Source organism: Allobosea sp. CS1GBMeth4 (genome assembly GCF_900185715.1).
GTDB lineage: Bacteria > Pseudomonadota > Alphaproteobacteria > Rhizobiales > Beijerinckiaceae > Allobosea.
The window spans coordinates 269,857-283,706 of record NZ_FYAS01000030.1 but is presented as its reverse complement, the minus strand read 5'-3'; the positions used below and the strand labels follow the sequence as shown (position 1 = coordinate 283,706).

Sequence of the window (13,850 nt, the reverse complement as noted above, 5' to 3'; positions counted from 1 at the left end):
TGGAGCGGCCCGCCTCCGGCGGGCGGCGAAGGCCGATCTGCGGCGCAGGAAGGAGCCGGCCGTGGTGCCCAGGCGCGCGGCGAGCGTCCCGAGCGCGGTCCGCGGCCGGATTTCAAGCGCGATGGCGGCCGTGGCGGCCCGCGTCGCGAGGAGCGCGGCGGCAAGGAGCAGCGCTTCCAGCAGCCGGCGCGGCCGCGGCCGGCCGAGCGCCAGCCCGATCCGGATTCGCCTTTCGCGAAGCTTCTCGCGCTGAAGGCCCAGCTCGAGGGCAATGACGGGCGCAAGGGCTGACGCCAGCGCCGATCGATCCGAGGTAGCGCGTGCGGGACGACCGGCAACGCCTCGACAAATGGCTCTGGTTCGCGCGGTTCGCGCGGACCCGTCCGGCAGCCGTGCGGCTGGTGGAGGACGGGCATGTCCGGGTTGCAGGCAAGCGTGTCGAGAACCCGGCCCTCGGGCTGAAGCCCGGCGACGTGCTCACGCTCGCCCTGCCGCATGCGACGCTGGTGGTGCGCGTCGCGGCGTTCGCCCCGCGCCGCGGCTCCTACGAACAGGCGCAGACGCTGTACGAGGTCGTGGCCGGGGGGGAACGCGGCGATCGGTCGCTTGCGCCGGAGGAGCCGAAGGGATAAGCGCGAGATTACGCGGACGCGTCAGCAAGGCCGCGGAAATCTTCTCGAAACGCACGTTTCGATGGAAGTTCGATCTCGTTTCCGGTCGTGACAGGGCCTTGAAACATTCTCTCGACCGGCTCTAAGAAGCGCCGGCCGATCGGAAGGACAGCGCCATGACCTATGTGGTCACCGAAAACTGCATCAAGTGCAAGTACATGGACTGCGTCGAAGTCTGTCCGGTCGACTGCTTCTACGAAGGCGAGAACATGCTCGTCATCCACCCCGACGAGTGCATCGATTGCGGGGTCTGCGAGCCGGAATGCCCGGCCGAGGCGATCAAGCCCGACACCGAGCCGGGCCTCGATTCCTGGCTGCAGCTCAACGCGAAATATGCGGCGAACTGGCCGAACATCACCCAGAAGAAGGAGCCGCCGGCCGACGCTAAGGCGTTCGACGGCGTCCCCGGCAAGCTCGATGCGCATTTCTCGCCGAATCCGGGCGAGGGCGACTGAGCTTACCCTGCGTCAGAGCGCAATCGCAGTTAACCATTGCCGGCCGCTGTGCCGGCTGGACGCGTTTGCATTCCGTTTACCTTTGATTCGGCGCGCTTTTTGTGGTATCCACAAGCCACAGTCGAGTTCGTTCCGCCTGCCCCTGCGAGGTCACACAAACGGGGCACCCCCTGAGACGACAGCAACGCACCACCGGTCAGGATGCCCGGCGTGCCGTTGTCTTCGTGTTTGGCGGTCGCAAGAAACAGTCGGCTGAGGGAGCGTGTCGCGCCGCACGGAGCCAGAAGGTTCCCGTTGCGATCGCGTCAGGCAGAGTGCCTCCGGTCATCCCGGCCGGCGGCTGAAAGTCGCATCTCCGCCCAGGCGGAGAGATCAGGAGTCGAAACGGCATGTCCACTGCGAAGAAGGCTGTTGTGCGCCAGGGCTTCAAGACGGGCGAGTTCGTCGTCTACCCGTCCCATGGCGTCGGTCAGATCACGGCGATCGAGGAGCAGGAAGTCGCCGGCTTCAAGCTCGAACTCTTCGTCGTCAGCTTCGCCAAGGACAAGATGACGCTGCGTGTCCCCACGGCCAAGGCGGCGAGCGTCGGCCTGCGCAAGCTCGCCGACACCGACATCGTCGGCAAGGCGCTCTCGACCCTGACCGGCCGTGCCCGGATCAAGCGCACCATGTGGTCGCGCCGTGCCCAGGAATACGAGGCCAAGATCAATTCGGGCGATCTCGTCGCGATCGCCGAGGTCGTGCGCGATCTCTATCGCTCGGAGGCGCAGCCCGAGCAGTCCTATTCCGAACGCCAGCTCTACGAGGCGGCGATCGACCGGATGACCCGCGAGATCGCGGCCGTCGAGGAGATCACCGAGACCGAGGCCCTGAAGAAGATCGAGGGCCAGCTCGCCAAGTCGCCGCGCCGTGCCGGCAAGGCCGACGCCGCCGAGGCGGCGGATGCCGAGGAAGGCGACGAGGACCTGCAGGAGGAGGCTGCCTGAGGCAGCCCTCCGTCATCGGACGAGACCAGCCCGGCGGAGCGATCCGCCGGGTTTTTCGTGTCAGGCCGCTCCGGTCTCGGCGGCGAGGAAGGCCACGGTCCGCTCCCAGGCGAGCCTGGCCGCCGCGGCGTTGTAGCGCTCGGCGCTGGTATCGTTGTGGAAGGCGTGGTCGACGTCGGGATAGACGATCGCTTCGTAGCGGACCCCGGCCGCCTTCAGTGCCGCCTCATAGGCGGGCAGGCCCTCGACGAGGCGCGTGTCGCGGGCGGCGTGCTGGATCAGCAGCCTGGCCCTGATCTGCGGCACCTTGGAGAGATCGGGCGAGCGGCCGTAGAAGACCACGCCGGCATCGAGCTCCGGCGCGCCGACGGCGAGGTCGTTGACCGCGCCGCCGCCCCAGCAGAAGCCGACCGCGCCGACCTTGCCGGTCGAATCCGGCCGCGCCTTGAGGAAGGCGAGCGCCGCGCGTCCTTGCGCCACCACGTCCTCGGGCTTGAGCTGCGGGAACAGGGCGCGGGCGGCGTCGGCATCGGCCGGGGTTCCGCCGAGCGGAGTGAGGAAGTCGACGCCGAGGGCGCTGAAGCCGGCCAGTGCGGTGCGCCGGGTGACGTCCTCGATATGCGGGTTCAGGCCCCGGTTCTCGTGGATGACGAGAACGCCGCCACGCCTGGCCTGCGCCTTCGGCGTGACGAGGTAGCCCCTGAGCCGCACCCCAGCAATGGTCTCGTCGACGCGCCTGGCCTCGATGCGGGCATCGTCGAGCGCGACCTGCTGCGCCTGCGCGTAGTTCGGCTCCAGCAGGGCCAGCGCCGCCTCGGCCGCCGCGGCGGAGCCGGCAATGGCGACGAGCCGGTTCATGAAGCTGCGGCGGTCGAGCGGCTTGTGCGTATATTCGTCGTAGAGTTCGACGATGCGGCGATCGAGCGCCATGGCGGCCTCCCTGTCCTGACGACGGCCGGAAGGTTAGCACAAGGCGCGAGGACGGCGCCGGCCGGCGACACCGCTATTCGCTCACGATCTTGTAACGCTGGCCGGGCGTCAGCTTCGCGTTGCGCTCCAGCCCGTTCAGGATCAGGAACTGCTCGAGCGGCCGGTCGGTCGAGGCCATCCGCTCGGCGAGGCTGGACGGCGTGTCGCCGGTGCCGGCGGTGACCAGCCGGATCCGCAGCGGGCTGACCGATTGCGCATCGCTGGCGCTCAGGCTGCGGAAGCTGTCGAGCAGCGCCCGCATCCCCCGCTCGGGATCATGCTGGCCCTTGGCGGCGAGGATGAAGCGATAGACACGGGGCCCGGCCTGGATGGCGGCGAGGCGGAAGCTCCAGTCGGCGCCCTTGCCCGCGGTCACCGCTGCCGGCAGGTCGCCGACGGTGAGCGACTGCACTTCCGCCGTGGCGACTCCGTCGATCCAGCCCGAGGCGACATAGGATTCGAGCGTCTGGCCGGTCTTCAGCGCCACGGAATCGAAGCGCAGGGCCTGTGTGCCGTCACTGCTGACGCCGACCACCATTTCGCGCGCCGATTCGAGCTCGAAACCCTCCGGAGCGGTGAAGGCGATGCGCAGGGCGCTGTTGAGATAGCGACGGCCGCGCACCACGCCGTCGGCCGGATCGTCGCCGAAGGCGAGGCCGTCGATCGCCGACAGCCAGCGCGCGGCGTCGCGCTCGCCGAGGCCGGGCGCCCCGATCTGGCGCGCGCCGCTGGTGACGGCGGCGACGCGCTCGGGCGTCGAAGGGTGGCTGGAGAGGATGTCGAGCTTCTTGTCGCCGCCGCCCTGCCGCCCGGCGCGGAAGGCGGTGTTGCGGCCGAGGGAGACGAGGAAGCGGCCGGCTCCGTAGGGATCGTAGCCGGCGCGGGCGATGTTCCGCACGCTGATCTGGTCGGCCGTCAGCTCCTGCAGCCGCGAGAAGCGCGCGAGCGAGAGTTTCGAGCTCTGCTGCACGGCCGCTCCCGTCATGGGATCGTTGAGCACTTGCGCCACGACCTGGCTGACCAGGGCCGATTCCGCCTCCATCTCGGCGCGCTCGACGGCGTGGCGGGCGGTGACATGGGCGATCTCATGCGCCATCACCGAGGCGATCTCGGCTTCGTCGTTCGCCAGGGCGAGCAGGCCGCGGGTGACGTAGAGCCGCCCGGTCGGCAGCGCGAAGGCGTTGACGATCGGCGAGTTCAGGATGGTGATCTCGTAATTGCCGATCTGGCCCTCGCCGGCCTTGGCGAGGCGGGCGACGATCCCGTCGAGGATGGTCCTGATCTGGGGCGAGCGATATTCGCCGCCGAAAGCCGCGAGCAGCCGCTGATGTTCGCGGTCGGTGCCGCGCTGCAGGCTGGCGACGCGCGGCGCGGCTTCGCCGCCGGGCTGGTTGAGCGGCGGCAGCAGCGAGTTCTGGTCGCCGAAGCAGCCCGCCAGCAGCAGCGCCGGCAGCGTCGCCGCGATCAGGCGTCCCGGGGTCGGCCGACGATGTCGCTGCGCTCTCAGCATCGGTTCCTAGTCGATCATCTCAAGCGCGCTGCGCGCCTCGGCTTCGACCAGGAGACCATCACGGCCCTCGATCACGCCACGTACGCGCACGCGTTTACCCGTCAGCGCCGAGGCGGTCCAGCCGCCGCGCTGCAATTCACGCCATAGCACGCGCGACAGGACGATGCTGCCGCCTGCGCCGGGCCGCCGCTCGAAGTTGAGATAGGTGCGTTGCGCGCGCTCTCCCACGGCAGCGATACGGCCCTCGACCACGACGATCCGGCCCGCCTGCGCCCGCATCGCGGCAGGATCATGGCCGTCGACGACCGGCAGCGTCGCTGCGGCGACAGCGCCCGCGAGCGGGGACCGGAGCGGCCGCGGTTCCGCCCGCCGCCAGAGCTCGTTGCAGGCGGCGAGGCCGGCTCGGGCAGGCGCAGCGCCGCTCCGCCGGCGAGCATGGCGGCGGTCAGGTCGGCGTGGCCGTCGAACATCTCCGGTGCATCCGGCATCGCCTGCAGCCGGGCGGGCAGGCGGCCCCAGCGATCCGCGCCGCCGAGCGGCGTCAGCCGGAAGGCGCGGCCGTGCCAGCGCGCCAGCTGCGCGGCGAAGCGCTCGCGCTCCGCATCGCTCTGCCGCGGCGCGAGCCCGGCGAGCCGGACGACGCGGCCGTCGGCGAGCAGCAGGTCGCCATGCCGATCGAGGCCGGCGAGGTGAACCGGCTCGGCCGGGCCCGGCGCCGCGCAAACGTCGTCCGCGGCCCGCGTCGCGGCCGGCCAGGCTGTCGCAACGGCGACAAACCACATGATCGTCGCAAAGGAAGGCTTCACCCGCATCCGCTTTATGCTAAACGCAAGAACGTGCGTCCCGGTAGCTCAGCAGGATAGAGCAACGGTTTCCTAAACCGTAGGTCAGGGGTTCGAATCCCTTCCGGGACGCCAAATTTCCCCGATATCAGCCGGTTGGCCATCGGCGGCCGGTTCGCGAGGCGAGCGCCGGGTCTCGGCGGCCGAGGCGGGGCGGCCTCTTCGACCCGGTGAGAAGGCTCGCCGCGCCTGGACGATCGCGACTCAACCCAGCGAGGGCCGTCAGGTTCCGCCCGGAAACGGCGGATTGGCGGAGGGTGCGCGGCCGTACGCCGCCAGGCCCAGGCCGAACGCTTCGCATCGGTGGCTGTTCTTTCCACAACCGGGCAGCGGCTCGGCCAATCGAACAGGAGGCAATGCAATGGCAAAGGACAATCGTGGCTTTGCGTCGATGGACGAGGACAAGCAGCGCGAGATCGCCTCGAAGGGCGGCCAGAGCGTGCCGGACGAGAAGCGCAGCTTCTCGCAGGATCGGGAACTCGCGTCCGAGGCCGGCCGAAAGGGCGGCGAGAGCAGCGGCGGCGGCCAGCAGCAGGCGAGCGATTCCGGCCGCGGCCAGCAGGGCGGCGGCGAGCGCGGCGGCAAGGGCAATTTCGCCAATGACCGCGAGCGCGCCTCGGAAGCCGGCCGCAAGGGCGGCCAGAGCTGACCGCTCCCGCGTCGATCTCCGGCCCCGCAGCTTCGGCGCGGGGCCGTTTTCGCGGAGCGGGGCCGTTTTCGCGGAGCCAGTCGAACCCCACTCCGTCTCCTCCGCCCACCGAGCGCGCGACATGAACGAACAGCACCGGCGCAGGCGATGGTCCAGGCTGGCCCTGGTCGCGATCCTGGTGCTCGGCCTGGGTTATTGGGCTTCGCCCTATGTGGCGCTGGCGCGGTTCGCGGGAGCGGCGCGGAGCGGCAATGTGGCGGAGGTGCTGGAACGGATCGACGCGAGGCGCCTGCGCGCCTCGTTCGCGCGCCAGATCGTCCGGGCGCATGCCGCGACGGAGCCCGGATTCCTCTCTCTGCCGGCTGAAGCTCGCCAGGGCGCGAGCATCGCTGCGGCCGCCTATGTCGAAGCGATGCTGGCGGAGCAGCTGACGCCGGAGCTCGTCGCCCAGGCACTCAGCGGCAGGCCCGCCGCGGCGGCCCGAAAGATCGAGCTGCCGACCATCCGGGAGTGGGGAAACGCCTGGGAGCTGTTCAACGCCGCGGGCTTCACGGGGCCGGCGGCCTTCGCGGTCGATCTCGCGACCGACGAATTCGGGCAGATCAGGCTCGTTTTCCGGTCGTCCGTCTCCGGCTGGCTCCTGGCCTCGGTCGTCCTGCCTCGGCAGACGATCCGGCAGATCATCGACGAGGTTCGGGCTCGGCTCAAGGCCGGCTAGGGCTCGGCCCCCTGCCTCGCGGTATCTCGTGCTCCGTCCCCAGCCGAGGCTTGGCCCGGGCCCGCTTGCCCGATAGCCTGGCGCTGCCGCTCCAGTGGAGACCAGCCCGATGCGCGCGCGGAGGAGATCGCCCAACCGTGGTGGCATGGCCTTCGGCCGCAACCTCGCAATCCTCGGCCTCATCCCCTTCGCCTTCGGAGCCTATGCGAGCGTCATGGGCATGCTGACGCTGCGCTGGCCACGCGCTGCGGCGAGCATCATCGGCTGCGAGCGGCACTGGTCCGAAGGGGACCGCCGCAACATCGGAAGCGCGGACAGTCCGAAGGGCTGGAGCACGGCCCGCCTCAGCTATTCCTACAGCGTCGCCGGAGTCGTCCATACCGGTACGGGCGTGGACGCCTATACGCTCGGCCTCGTCAATGCCGCGCATGAGGACAGGCTCTGCTCGGCCTATCAGCCGCACCAGCAGGTCGCCGTCGCCTATGATCCGGACGCGCCGGGCATTTCCTATCTCGAGCCGGGCGCAAGCCTGTCCGCCCTCATGCTCCTGGGCGTGGGCTCGGTCATGCTCCTGAGCGGCTGGAGGGTTCGCGTCCTCGCGAGCCGCGGCCTCGGCAGAATGAATGCGGACGGGGCCACTGAAACGATCGAACGCCAACGCGGCGAATGAGGCCCGGATCGCTCCGGGCCTCGGTCATGTCGGCTCAGTAGTCCATGCCGGCGCCGGGCATGGCCGGAGCCGCCTCCTTCTTCGGCAACTCGGCGATCATCGCCTCGGTGGTGATCAGCAGGCCGGCGACCGAAGCCGCGTCCTGGATCGCCGTGCGCACGACTTTGGTCGGGTCGATGATGCCGGCCTTGACGAGGTCGCCATAGCTGCCGGTCTGCGCATCGTAGCCGTGGTTGTAGTCGGCCGCTTCGAGCAGCTTGCCGATCACGACCGCGCCGTCGTCGCCGGCATTGTCGACGATCTGGCGGGCCGGGGCGGTGATCGCCTTGCGGACGATCTCGATGCCGGTCTTCTGGTCGTCATTGGCCGGGGCGAGCCCGTCGAGCGCCTTGACCGCGCGCAGCAGGGCGACGCCGCCGCCCGGCAGGATGCCTTCTTCCACCGCGGCGCGGGTGGCGTTCAGGGCGTCGTCGACGCGGTCCTTCTTCTCCTTGACCTCGACCTCGGTCGCGCCGCCGACGCGGATGACCGCGACGCCCCCGGCGAGCTTGGCCAGGCGCTCCTGCAGCTTCTCGCGGTCGTAGTCCGAGGTGGTCTCCTCGATCTGCGCCCTGATCTGCGCGACGCGGGCCTCGATGTCGCGCTTGGAGCCCGCACCATCGACGATGGTCGTGTTCTCCTTCTCGATCCGGACCTTCTTGGCGCGGCCGAGCATCTGCAGGGTGACGTTCTCCAGCTTGATGCCGAGATCCTCGCTGACGGCGGTGCCGCCGGTGAGGATGGCGATGTCCTCGAGCATGGCCTTGCGGCGGTCGCCGAAGCCCGGCGCCTTGACGGCCGCGATCTTGAGGCCGCCACGGAGCTTGTTGACCACGAGCGTGGCGAGCGCCTCGCCCTCCACGTCCTCGGCGATGATCAGCAGCGGCTTGCCGGTCTGCACCACCGCCTCGAGCAGCGGCAGCATGCTCTGCAGGCCGGAGAGCTTCTTCTCGTGGATCAGGATGTAGGGGTCCTCGAGCTCGGCCACCATCTTCTCGGAGTTGGTGACGAAATAGGGCGAGAGGTAGCCGCGGTCGAACTGCATGCCCTCGACGACGTCGAGCTCGGTCTCGGCGGTCTTGGCCTCCTCGACGGTGATGACGCCCTCGTTGCCGACCTTCTGCATCGCCTCCGCGATCATCGCGCCGATGGCGCGGTCGCCATTGGCCGAGATGGTGCCGACCTGCGCGATCTCGTCGGAATTGGTGACCTTCTTGGAATGCGCCTCCAGCGATTTCGTCACGGCCTCGACGGCGAGGTCGATGCCCCGCTTCAGGTCCATCGGGTTGATGCCGGCGGCGACGGCCTTGGCGCCTTCCCGGACGATCGCCTGCGCCAGAACCGTCGCGGTGGTGGTGCCGTCACCGGCGGCGTCGTTCTGCTTCGAGGCGACTTCGCGCACCATCTGGGCGCCCATGTTCTCGAACTTGTCGGCGAGCTCGACTTCCTTGGCGACGGTGACGCCGTCCTTGGTGATGCGCGGAGCGCCGAACGACTTCTCGATCACGACGTTGCGGCCCTTCGGACCCAGCGTGACCTTGACGGCATTCGCCAGCGTGTCGACGCCACGCAGCATGCGCTCGCGGGCATCCTGCGAAAACTTCACGTCTTTCGCAGCCATGATTCCTCACTCCTTCAGACTTGAGGGTTCAGGTCGATGGTTCGGTTCGGCCCCGCTCAGGCGGCCTGCTTCAACGTCGCGGACGCCTCGATGACGCCCATGATGTCGGATTCCTTCATGATCAGGAGATCCTGGCCGTCGATCCTGACCTCGGTGCCGCTCCACTTGCCGAAGAGCACGCGGTCGCCGACCTTGACGTCGAGCGCGACCAGCTTGCCGGCTTCGTCGCGGGCGCCGGGGCCGACGGCGACGACCTCGCCCTCCTGGGGCTTCTCCTTGGCGGTGTCGGGGATGATGATCCCGCCTCTGGTCCTCTCCTCGGCGTCAAGGCGCTTCACGACGACGCGGTCATGCAGTGGCCGAAACTTCATGAGTTCCTCCAGTTTCCATGTCGGTCACATGTCAAAGCGGGCGGGCCCTTCATGGAGCTCGCGGCGAGGTTCCGCGCGCCCTCGAGGCGCCGCGCCCGCGCGAAGATTTGGTTTGCCGCATTTCTGCCTTCAAGAGGCTGGCAGCACTTTTTTGAGGTGAGTGCCAAGTCATTGAATCAATGAAGGTAAAGGAACTTTCCGGCTTGCCGGCGCATTCCTTTTGCGCTGCCATGAGCAGCGCAACACGGAGCTGGAAGGAATGGCTTCAACCGATTTCGCCCGCCAGATCGCCGGCTATGGTCTGACGACCGCCGGCATCCTCTACCGCCTGCCGGACCATCCCTCGATCCTGCAGGAATATGTCTGGCAGGATTACGACCTCGCCCCGCGCTTCCCCGAGCTCAACAGGTTCCTCGCCTTCTGGCAGGCCAGGCTCGACGGCAAGCTGTTTCGGGTGACGGTGGCGCACAAGGATCTGATCGGGCCCGCCGATCTGAGCGCGGTCAGCGGCGAATTCCGGCTGCAGTAACCCTCCAGGTCGCGCGGGTTTCGTCGGGCGGATGCGATCCGCCGCGAGCGCGGACGGCTTCGACGGCGCGCTCGCCCCGCCCCGGCCCGCTCAGCATCGCCGGGATCATATCGCCCGACGCGAATTTTACCATTCGTTAACCCTGAGCGTGTATCTTCGCGTCGTCCACCGGGGCCGTTGGGGGCGCGGGGAGGGCTTGGCATGACCGAGCTGCATGTCGCGCACATTGTGCCGGAACCCGTCCAGGCAGCGCTGGATCACCTGGTCGGGCTGCCGATCGCCGAGGTCGAACGCGACCTCATCCTGGCGACCCTGCGCGAGACGGGCGGCAACAGAACCCACGCCGCCGCCATTCTGGGAGTGGCGATCCGGACATTGCGCAACAAGATCAGCGCCTATGCGGCGGAAGGGCACGACATTCCCGAGCCGCCATCGACATCCGCCGCATCGGCAGGCGCAGCCGCGGAGATGGACCGGTGCGAGGCCTGACCGGAACCGCTCCGGCCGAGCCGGCGCTCCTCAGTGCTTCGTCGCATGCTGCGGCTTGCCCTTGCGTTTGGTCGAAGCCATGTCGTGCAGCTCCTTCTCGCTCATCGACTTGGCCATGGATTTCGAGGCTCCCTTGAGCTCGCTCTTGGGGATATCGCCGCGCTTGGCGGCGAGCGCGGCTCCGGCCGCCTTCTGCTGAGCTTTCGATTTCGCTGGCATCGCATCTCTCCGATATGGGGGCCGGCGACCCTTCAACCCAGGCCCGCTGCGATGGTTCCTGCGGAAGATGCTCTAGCGGCGGCGCTTCGGCCGCTGTCGCGCCGCGCGCGTGGCCGAAGCGCCCGCCACGCTCGCCAGCCAGATCACGTGCTTCGCACCGCCGCCGGCGCGGGCGCGCACCGGCTTCTCCTCGACCGCGAAGCCGGCCTGCCGCAGGCGCTGGGTGAAGCCGCGATCCGGCCCCGCCGACCAGATGGCGAGGACGCCGCCCCGGCGCAGCGCGGCCTTCGCATGGGACAGGCCGGCGAGATCGTAGAGCCCGTCATTGGTCGCGACCATCAGCCCGTCCGGCCCGTTGTCGACGTCGAGCAGGATCGCGTCGTAGCGGCCGCGCTCCTCGCGGATGGCCGCCGCGACGTCGGCCTCCCGCACGCTGAGGCGGGGGTCGTCGAGGCAGCCCGCGAAGATCGGAGCGAGCGGCCCGTGCGCCCAGGCGACCACGGCCGGGATCAACTCGGCGACGACGATCTCCGCGTCGTGCGGAAGCGCGGCGAGGGCGGCCCGGAGCGTGAAGCCCATGCCGAGCCCGCCGATGAGGAGGCGCGGCCGTGGGCGCTGCCCGATCCGCTCGACGGCGAGGCTCGCCAGCGCTTCTTCCGACCCCTTGAGGCGGGAGTTCATCAGCTCGTTATGGCCGAGCGTGATCGAGAACTCGTCGTCGCCGCGGCGCATGAGCTTCAGCACGCCGCCGCCGGGGATCGGCGCCGCATCGAGCTGAATCCACGGCTTCATCGGCGCGTCAGTCCAGCCGGCTGCGCTTGACGAAGGCGCCGCTCTTCATGATCAGCGGCATGTGCCGGCCCTGCCGGGTCAGGAGGGCGAGATCGGCGAGCGGGTCGCCGTCGACGACGATCAGATCGGCATAGGCGCCGGGCGCGATCGTTCCGATCTTGCCTTCGAGCTTCAGCAGCTTGGCCGCGACATGGGTGGCGGCGGCGATCACCTCATGTGCCGGCAAGGCGCGGCCGCGGATGACGAACTCCTCCGACTGGTGGCGATGCATCTCGCCGAGCAGGTCGCTGCCATAGGCCATGGCGAGCCCGGCCTGCTTCATGATCGCGAGCGATTCCATGCCGGCAGCGCGGACGAACTCGACCTTGGCGACGGAGTCGGGCGGGAAGCCGAGCCTGCCACCCTCGCTGGCGAGCTTGTCATAGGTGACGAGCGTCGGCACCGCGACGGCGCCGTTCTTCGCGGCGAGCTTCGCCGTCTGCGGCTCGATCAGGTTGCAATGCTCGAGCGAATGGACGCCGGCCTCGACGCAGCGGCGGATCGCCTCGTCGGTATAGACATGGGCCGAGACATAGGTGCCGGCCATGCCGGCCTCCTCGACCACCGCTTCGAGCTCGCCGACCGAGAAGCCGAGGAAATGGATCGGGTCGGTCGGCGAGGCGCAGCCGCCATTGGCCATGATCTTGATGAAGTCGGCGCCGCCCTTGAGCTCCTCGCGTGCGGCGCGGCGAACCTCGGCCTCGCCGTCGCAGATCCGGCCGAGGGCGCCGAGGCGATGGCGGGTACCGGGCGCCAGCCGGTCGTCGTAGCGGCCGCGGAAATCGGCATGGCCGCCGGTCTGGCTCAGCGCCTTGCCGGAGATGACGAGGCGCGGCGTCGGGAAGTCGCTCTCCTGCGTCGCCTGCTTCAGTCCGAAATCGGCGCCGCCGACGTCGCGCACGGTGGTGAAGCCGCGCAGCAGCATCTCGCGCATGATCGTGAGCGAGCGCACCGTGACGAGCGAATCCGGCAGGGCGGCGTTGCGGCCGAGATCGGCGAGGCCGGCGATGACGTGGACATGGGCATCGATCAGGCCCGGCATCAGCGTGCGGCCCCGGAGGTCGATCGTCTTCGCCTTGTCGGAGCGCAGGCCCTTGCCGACCTCGCGGATCAGCCCGCCCTCGACGAGGACGGAGACCGGCTCGCCGCGCTCGGGGGCGGTGCCGTCGACGATGCGGGCATTGTGGAAGAGGGTCGCGGCCATGGCAGGGGTCCTGGCGGAAGGGAGCTTCCGGAGTGGCGCGCGAGCCGGGATTGGTCAACCGCATGCCGCGCGCGGCGCCCGCCCGCGGCGCGCAGGGCGCGAGGCGATCTCGCCGTCAGCCCGGGTTCGCGACGGGGCGGGCGAAGGCGATGTCGCGGCGCGTCAGCCCGCCGAGACGCAAGGTCCGCATGAAGCCTTCGGAGAGGGTGCGCAGATTGGGCTGCGTCTCGTCGAAGAAGTCGACCATGATGAAGGGGCGCGGCCGGGTGCCGGCGGTCGCTTCGGCCAGGGAGACGTCCGCGACCAGGCCGACCAGCCCGTCGAGCAGGATCGAACGGCCGCGGCTCGTCATCTCGACGAAGCCGTGCTCGCCGAGCGCCTGGTTGTCGATGCCGATCTCGCGGACCTCCACGGCGGGGTAGTGGCGCTTGATGGTCCGGGCGACGAAGATCATCGTCTGGGTGCAGTTCAGGACGGGATCGCGCGCGATCTGGGCCGGATCGGTCGTCGAACTCGGGCCGTAGCGCCCCAATCGGGAGCTGACCAGCGTGACGAAGATGCCGAACTGCTCGGGTTCGCTGAAGCTCAGCCGGAAACGGTCGAGGAAGCGGGCCAGCGCGACGGCGCAGTCGTCGTAGGCGTCGCGTATGCGATCGTAATCCGCCTTCACCGCCGCGATCTGTCCGTCGACGCAGATCTCGATCTCGCGCAGCGCGGCCACGTCGCGGCCGCTGCGGAAGACCAGAGGCGAGGCGGCGAGCACGTTCTCGAGCCCGTTGATCCGGTAGGCATGATCGTAGGAGGCGATGTTCATTCCCTTGAGCTGGGTCCGCAGCGGCCGGATCCAGGCCTGCTCGACGATCGCGGCCGTCCCGGCGGCGAGCGCCAGGCTCCAGATCGTGAGCAGCAGGAAGAATCGTGCCTGCGAGCCGATGCGCGGCCGCACTCTCGCCTGCCCCAGTACGGTATCGCGTGGCATCCGGTCCCTCCCGCGGCGGCCATCGCGCGACTCCGCGAAGCGGGCGATGGACCAGGCGTTGCAATCTGGCCGGGAGATGATGTCGTCGAGCTTGAGGG

Annotated in this window: 19 protein-coding genes and 1 tRNA gene; 11 read left to right on the top strand and 9 right to left on the bottom strand. The window is 69.3% G+C overall.

Going from position 1 to position 13,850, the window contains the following annotated elements; all coding sequences use genetic code 11:
* The 4 genes from CS1GBM4_RS18690 to CS1GBM4_RS18675 all read left to right on the top strand — a co-directional run.
* A partial coding sequence (locus CS1GBM4_RS18690) for a hypothetical protein (protein WP_186420240.1) occupies positions 1-291 on the top strand: 291 nt, incomplete at its 5' end.
* A 29-nt stretch (positions 292-320) separates the two neighbouring features.
* Positions 321-632 (top strand): RNA-binding S4 domain-containing protein, encoded by a 312-nt coding sequence (locus tag CS1GBM4_RS18685; RefSeq protein WP_186420239.1) that lies wholly within the window; start codon positions 321-323, stop codon positions 630-632.
* Positions 633-787: 155 nt separating this feature from the next.
* Complete coding sequence (gene fdxA, locus CS1GBM4_RS18680) at positions 788-1,126, top strand: ferredoxin FdxA (protein WP_186420238.1); 339 nt, start codon at positions 788-790, stop codon at positions 1,124-1,126.
* Positions 1,127-1,515: 389 nt separating this feature from the next.
* Positions 1,516-2,112 carry a CarD family transcriptional regulator gene (locus CS1GBM4_RS18675; protein ID WP_186420237.1) on the top strand — a complete coding sequence of 199 codons (597 nt, stop codon included), beginning with the start codon at positions 1,516-1,518 and terminating at the stop codon, positions 2,110-2,112.
* Between the two features lie 60 nt (positions 2,113-2,172).
* Here CS1GBM4_RS18675 and CS1GBM4_RS18670 read toward each other — a convergent pair whose 3' ends face one another.
* The 3 genes from CS1GBM4_RS18670 to CS1GBM4_RS18660 all read right to left on the bottom strand — a co-directional run bounded on the left by CS1GBM4_RS18670 (position 2,173) and on the right by CS1GBM4_RS18660 (position 4,870).
* Positions 2,173-3,042, bottom strand: coding sequence for a dienelactone hydrolase family protein (locus CS1GBM4_RS18670; RefSeq protein ID WP_186420236.1), 870 nt, complete (start codon positions 3,040-3,042; stop codon positions 2,173-2,175).
* 73 nt (positions 3,043-3,115) lie between these two features.
* Positions 3,116-4,591 carry a M48 family metalloprotease gene (locus CS1GBM4_RS18665; protein WP_186420235.1) on the bottom strand — a complete coding sequence of 492 codons (1,476 nt, stop codon included), beginning with the start codon at positions 4,589-4,591 and terminating at the stop codon, positions 3,116-3,118.
* A gap of 6 nt (positions 4,592-4,597) precedes the next feature.
* Positions 4,598-4,870, bottom strand: a complete 273-nt coding sequence (locus CS1GBM4_RS18660) for a hypothetical protein (RefSeq protein WP_186420234.1) — start codon at positions 4,868-4,870, stop codon at positions 4,598-4,600.
* A 176-nt stretch (positions 4,871-5,046) separates the two neighbouring features.
* On the opposite strand from CS1GBM4_RS18660, the gene CS1GBM4_RS18655 reads away from it, so the two are divergent.
* The 5 genes from CS1GBM4_RS18655 (at position 5,047) to CS1GBM4_RS18635 (ending at position 7,470) form a co-directional block, all read left to right on the top strand.
* Positions 5,047-5,454, top strand: coding sequence for a hypothetical protein (locus tag CS1GBM4_RS18655; protein ID WP_186420233.1), 408 nt, complete (start codon positions 5,047-5,049; stop codon positions 5,452-5,454).
* Positions 5,432-5,508, top strand: a tRNA-Arg gene (locus CS1GBM4_RS18650). The genes CS1GBM4_RS18655 and CS1GBM4_RS18650 overlap by 23 nt, the downstream gene beginning before the upstream one ends.
* Before the next feature lie 286 nt (positions 5,509-5,794).
* On the top strand, positions 5,795-6,082 hold the full coding sequence (locus CS1GBM4_RS18645) for a KGG domain-containing protein (protein WP_186420232.1): 288 nt from the start codon (positions 5,795-5,797) through the stop codon (positions 6,080-6,082).
* Between the two features lie 121 nt (positions 6,083-6,203).
* A complete protein-coding gene (locus CS1GBM4_RS18640; RefSeq protein WP_186420231.1) occupies positions 6,204-6,800 on the top strand; it encodes a DUF2939 domain-containing protein in 597 nt (198 codons plus the stop codon).
* 145 nt (positions 6,801-6,945) lie between these two features.
* The gene (locus tag CS1GBM4_RS18635; RefSeq protein ID WP_186420230.1) at positions 6,946-7,470 is read left to right on the top strand and encodes a DUF3592 domain-containing protein; all 525 of its coding nucleotides are present in this window, start codon (positions 6,946-6,948) and stop codon (positions 7,468-7,470) included.
* A gap of 34 nt (positions 7,471-7,504) precedes the next feature.
* Here the strand turns inward: CS1GBM4_RS18635 and groL are convergent, their stop codons facing one another.
* Both groL and groES read right to left on the bottom strand, forming a co-directional pair.
* Positions 7,505-9,130 (bottom strand): chaperonin GroEL, encoded by a 1,626-nt coding sequence (gene groL, locus CS1GBM4_RS18630; protein WP_186420229.1) that lies wholly within the window; start codon positions 9,128-9,130, stop codon positions 7,505-7,507.
* 56 nt (positions 9,131-9,186) lie between these two features.
* Positions 9,187-9,501, bottom strand: coding sequence for a co-chaperone GroES (gene groES / locus CS1GBM4_RS18625; protein WP_186420228.1), 315 nt, complete (start codon positions 9,499-9,501; stop codon positions 9,187-9,189).
* 259 nt (positions 9,502-9,760) lie between these two features.
* On the opposite strand from groES, the gene CS1GBM4_RS18620 reads away from it, so the two are divergent.
* Both CS1GBM4_RS18620 and CS1GBM4_RS18615 read left to right on the top strand, forming a co-directional pair.
* Complete coding sequence (locus tag CS1GBM4_RS18620) at positions 9,761-10,030, top strand: usg protein (RefSeq protein WP_186420227.1); 270 nt, start codon at positions 9,761-9,763, stop codon at positions 10,028-10,030.
* Between the two features lie 201 nt (positions 10,031-10,231).
* Positions 10,232-10,519 carry a helix-turn-helix domain-containing protein gene (locus tag CS1GBM4_RS18615; protein ID WP_186420226.1) on the top strand — a complete coding sequence of 96 codons (288 nt, stop codon included), beginning with the start codon at positions 10,232-10,234 and terminating at the stop codon, positions 10,517-10,519.
* 30 nt (positions 10,520-10,549) lie between these two features.
* Here the strand turns inward: CS1GBM4_RS18615 and CS1GBM4_RS18610 are convergent, their stop codons facing one another.
* From CS1GBM4_RS18610 to CS1GBM4_RS18595, 4 genes are all read right to left on the bottom strand, one after another.
* Positions 10,550-10,738 carry a DUF3008 family protein gene (locus CS1GBM4_RS18610; RefSeq protein ID WP_186420225.1) on the bottom strand — a complete coding sequence of 63 codons (189 nt, stop codon included), beginning with the start codon at positions 10,736-10,738 and terminating at the stop codon, positions 10,550-10,552.
* 72 nt (positions 10,739-10,810) lie between these two features.
* A complete protein-coding gene (locus tag CS1GBM4_RS18605) occupies positions 10,811-11,530 on the bottom strand; it encodes a hypothetical protein (protein WP_186420224.1) in 720 nt (239 codons plus the stop codon).
* Between the two features lie 7 nt (positions 11,531-11,537).
* Entirely contained in the window at positions 11,538-12,773 is a 1,236-nt protein-coding gene (locus CS1GBM4_RS18600) for an amidohydrolase family protein (protein WP_186420223.1), read from the bottom strand.
* A 115-nt stretch (positions 12,774-12,888) separates the two neighbouring features.
* Positions 12,889-13,752 (bottom strand): hypothetical protein, encoded by an 864-nt coding sequence (locus CS1GBM4_RS18595; RefSeq protein ID WP_186420222.1) that lies wholly within the window; start codon positions 13,750-13,752, stop codon positions 12,889-12,891.
* Between the last annotated feature and the right edge of the window lie 98 nt (positions 13,753-13,850).

Coding starts and splice junctions, on each gene's coding strand:
- CS1GBM4_RS18660 (WP_186420234.1), bottom strand. CDS start 4,870: ATGCGGGCGCAGGCGGGCCGGATCGTCGTGGTCGAGGGCCGTATCGCT.
- CS1GBM4_RS18675 (WP_186420237.1), top strand. CDS start 1,516: ATGTCCACTGCGAAGAAGGCTGTTGTGCGCCAGGGCTTCAAGACGGGC.
- groES (WP_186420228.1), bottom strand. CDS start 9,501: ATGAAGTTTCGGCCACTGCATGACCGCGTCGTCGTGAAGCGCCTTGAC.
- CS1GBM4_RS18665 (WP_186420235.1), bottom strand. CDS start 4,591: ATGCTGAGAGCGCAGCGACATCGTCGGCCGACCCCGGGACGCCTGATC.
- CS1GBM4_RS18620 (WP_186420227.1), top strand. CDS start 9,761: ATGGCTTCAACCGATTTCGCCCGCCAGATCGCCGGCTATGGTCTGACG.
- CS1GBM4_RS18595 (WP_186420222.1), bottom strand. CDS start 13,752: ATGCCACGCGATACCGTACTGGGGCAGGCGAGAGTGCGGCCGCGCATC.
- CS1GBM4_RS18615 (WP_186420226.1), top strand. CDS start 10,232: ATGACCGAGCTGCATGTCGCGCACATTGTGCCGGAACCCGTCCAGGCA.
- CS1GBM4_RS18610 (WP_186420225.1), bottom strand. CDS start 10,738: ATGCCAGCGAAATCGAAAGCTCAGCAGAAGGCGGCCGGAGCCGCGCTC.
- CS1GBM4_RS18670 (WP_186420236.1), bottom strand. CDS start 3,042: ATGGCGCTCGATCGCCGCATCGTCGAACTCTACGACGAATATACGCAC.
- CS1GBM4_RS18600 (WP_186420223.1), bottom strand. CDS start 12,773: ATGGCCGCGACCCTCTTCCACAATGCCCGCATCGTCGACGGCACCGCC.
- CS1GBM4_RS18605 (WP_186420224.1), bottom strand. CDS start 11,530: ATGAAGCCGTGGATTCAGCTCGATGCGGCGCCGATCCCCGGCGGCGGC.
- groL (WP_186420229.1), bottom strand. CDS start 9,130: ATGGCTGCGAAAGACGTGAAGTTTTCGCAGGATGCCCGCGAGCGCATG.
- CS1GBM4_RS18640 (WP_186420231.1), top strand. CDS start 6,204: ATGAACGAACAGCACCGGCGCAGGCGATGGTCCAGGCTGGCCCTGGTC.
- fdxA (WP_186420238.1), top strand. CDS start 788: ATGACCTATGTGGTCACCGAAAACTGCATCAAGTGCAAGTACATGGAC.
- CS1GBM4_RS18645 (WP_186420232.1), top strand. CDS start 5,795: ATGGCAAAGGACAATCGTGGCTTTGCGTCGATGGACGAGGACAAGCAG.
- CS1GBM4_RS18635 (WP_186420230.1), top strand. CDS start 6,946: ATGGCCTTCGGCCGCAACCTCGCAATCCTCGGCCTCATCCCCTTCGCC.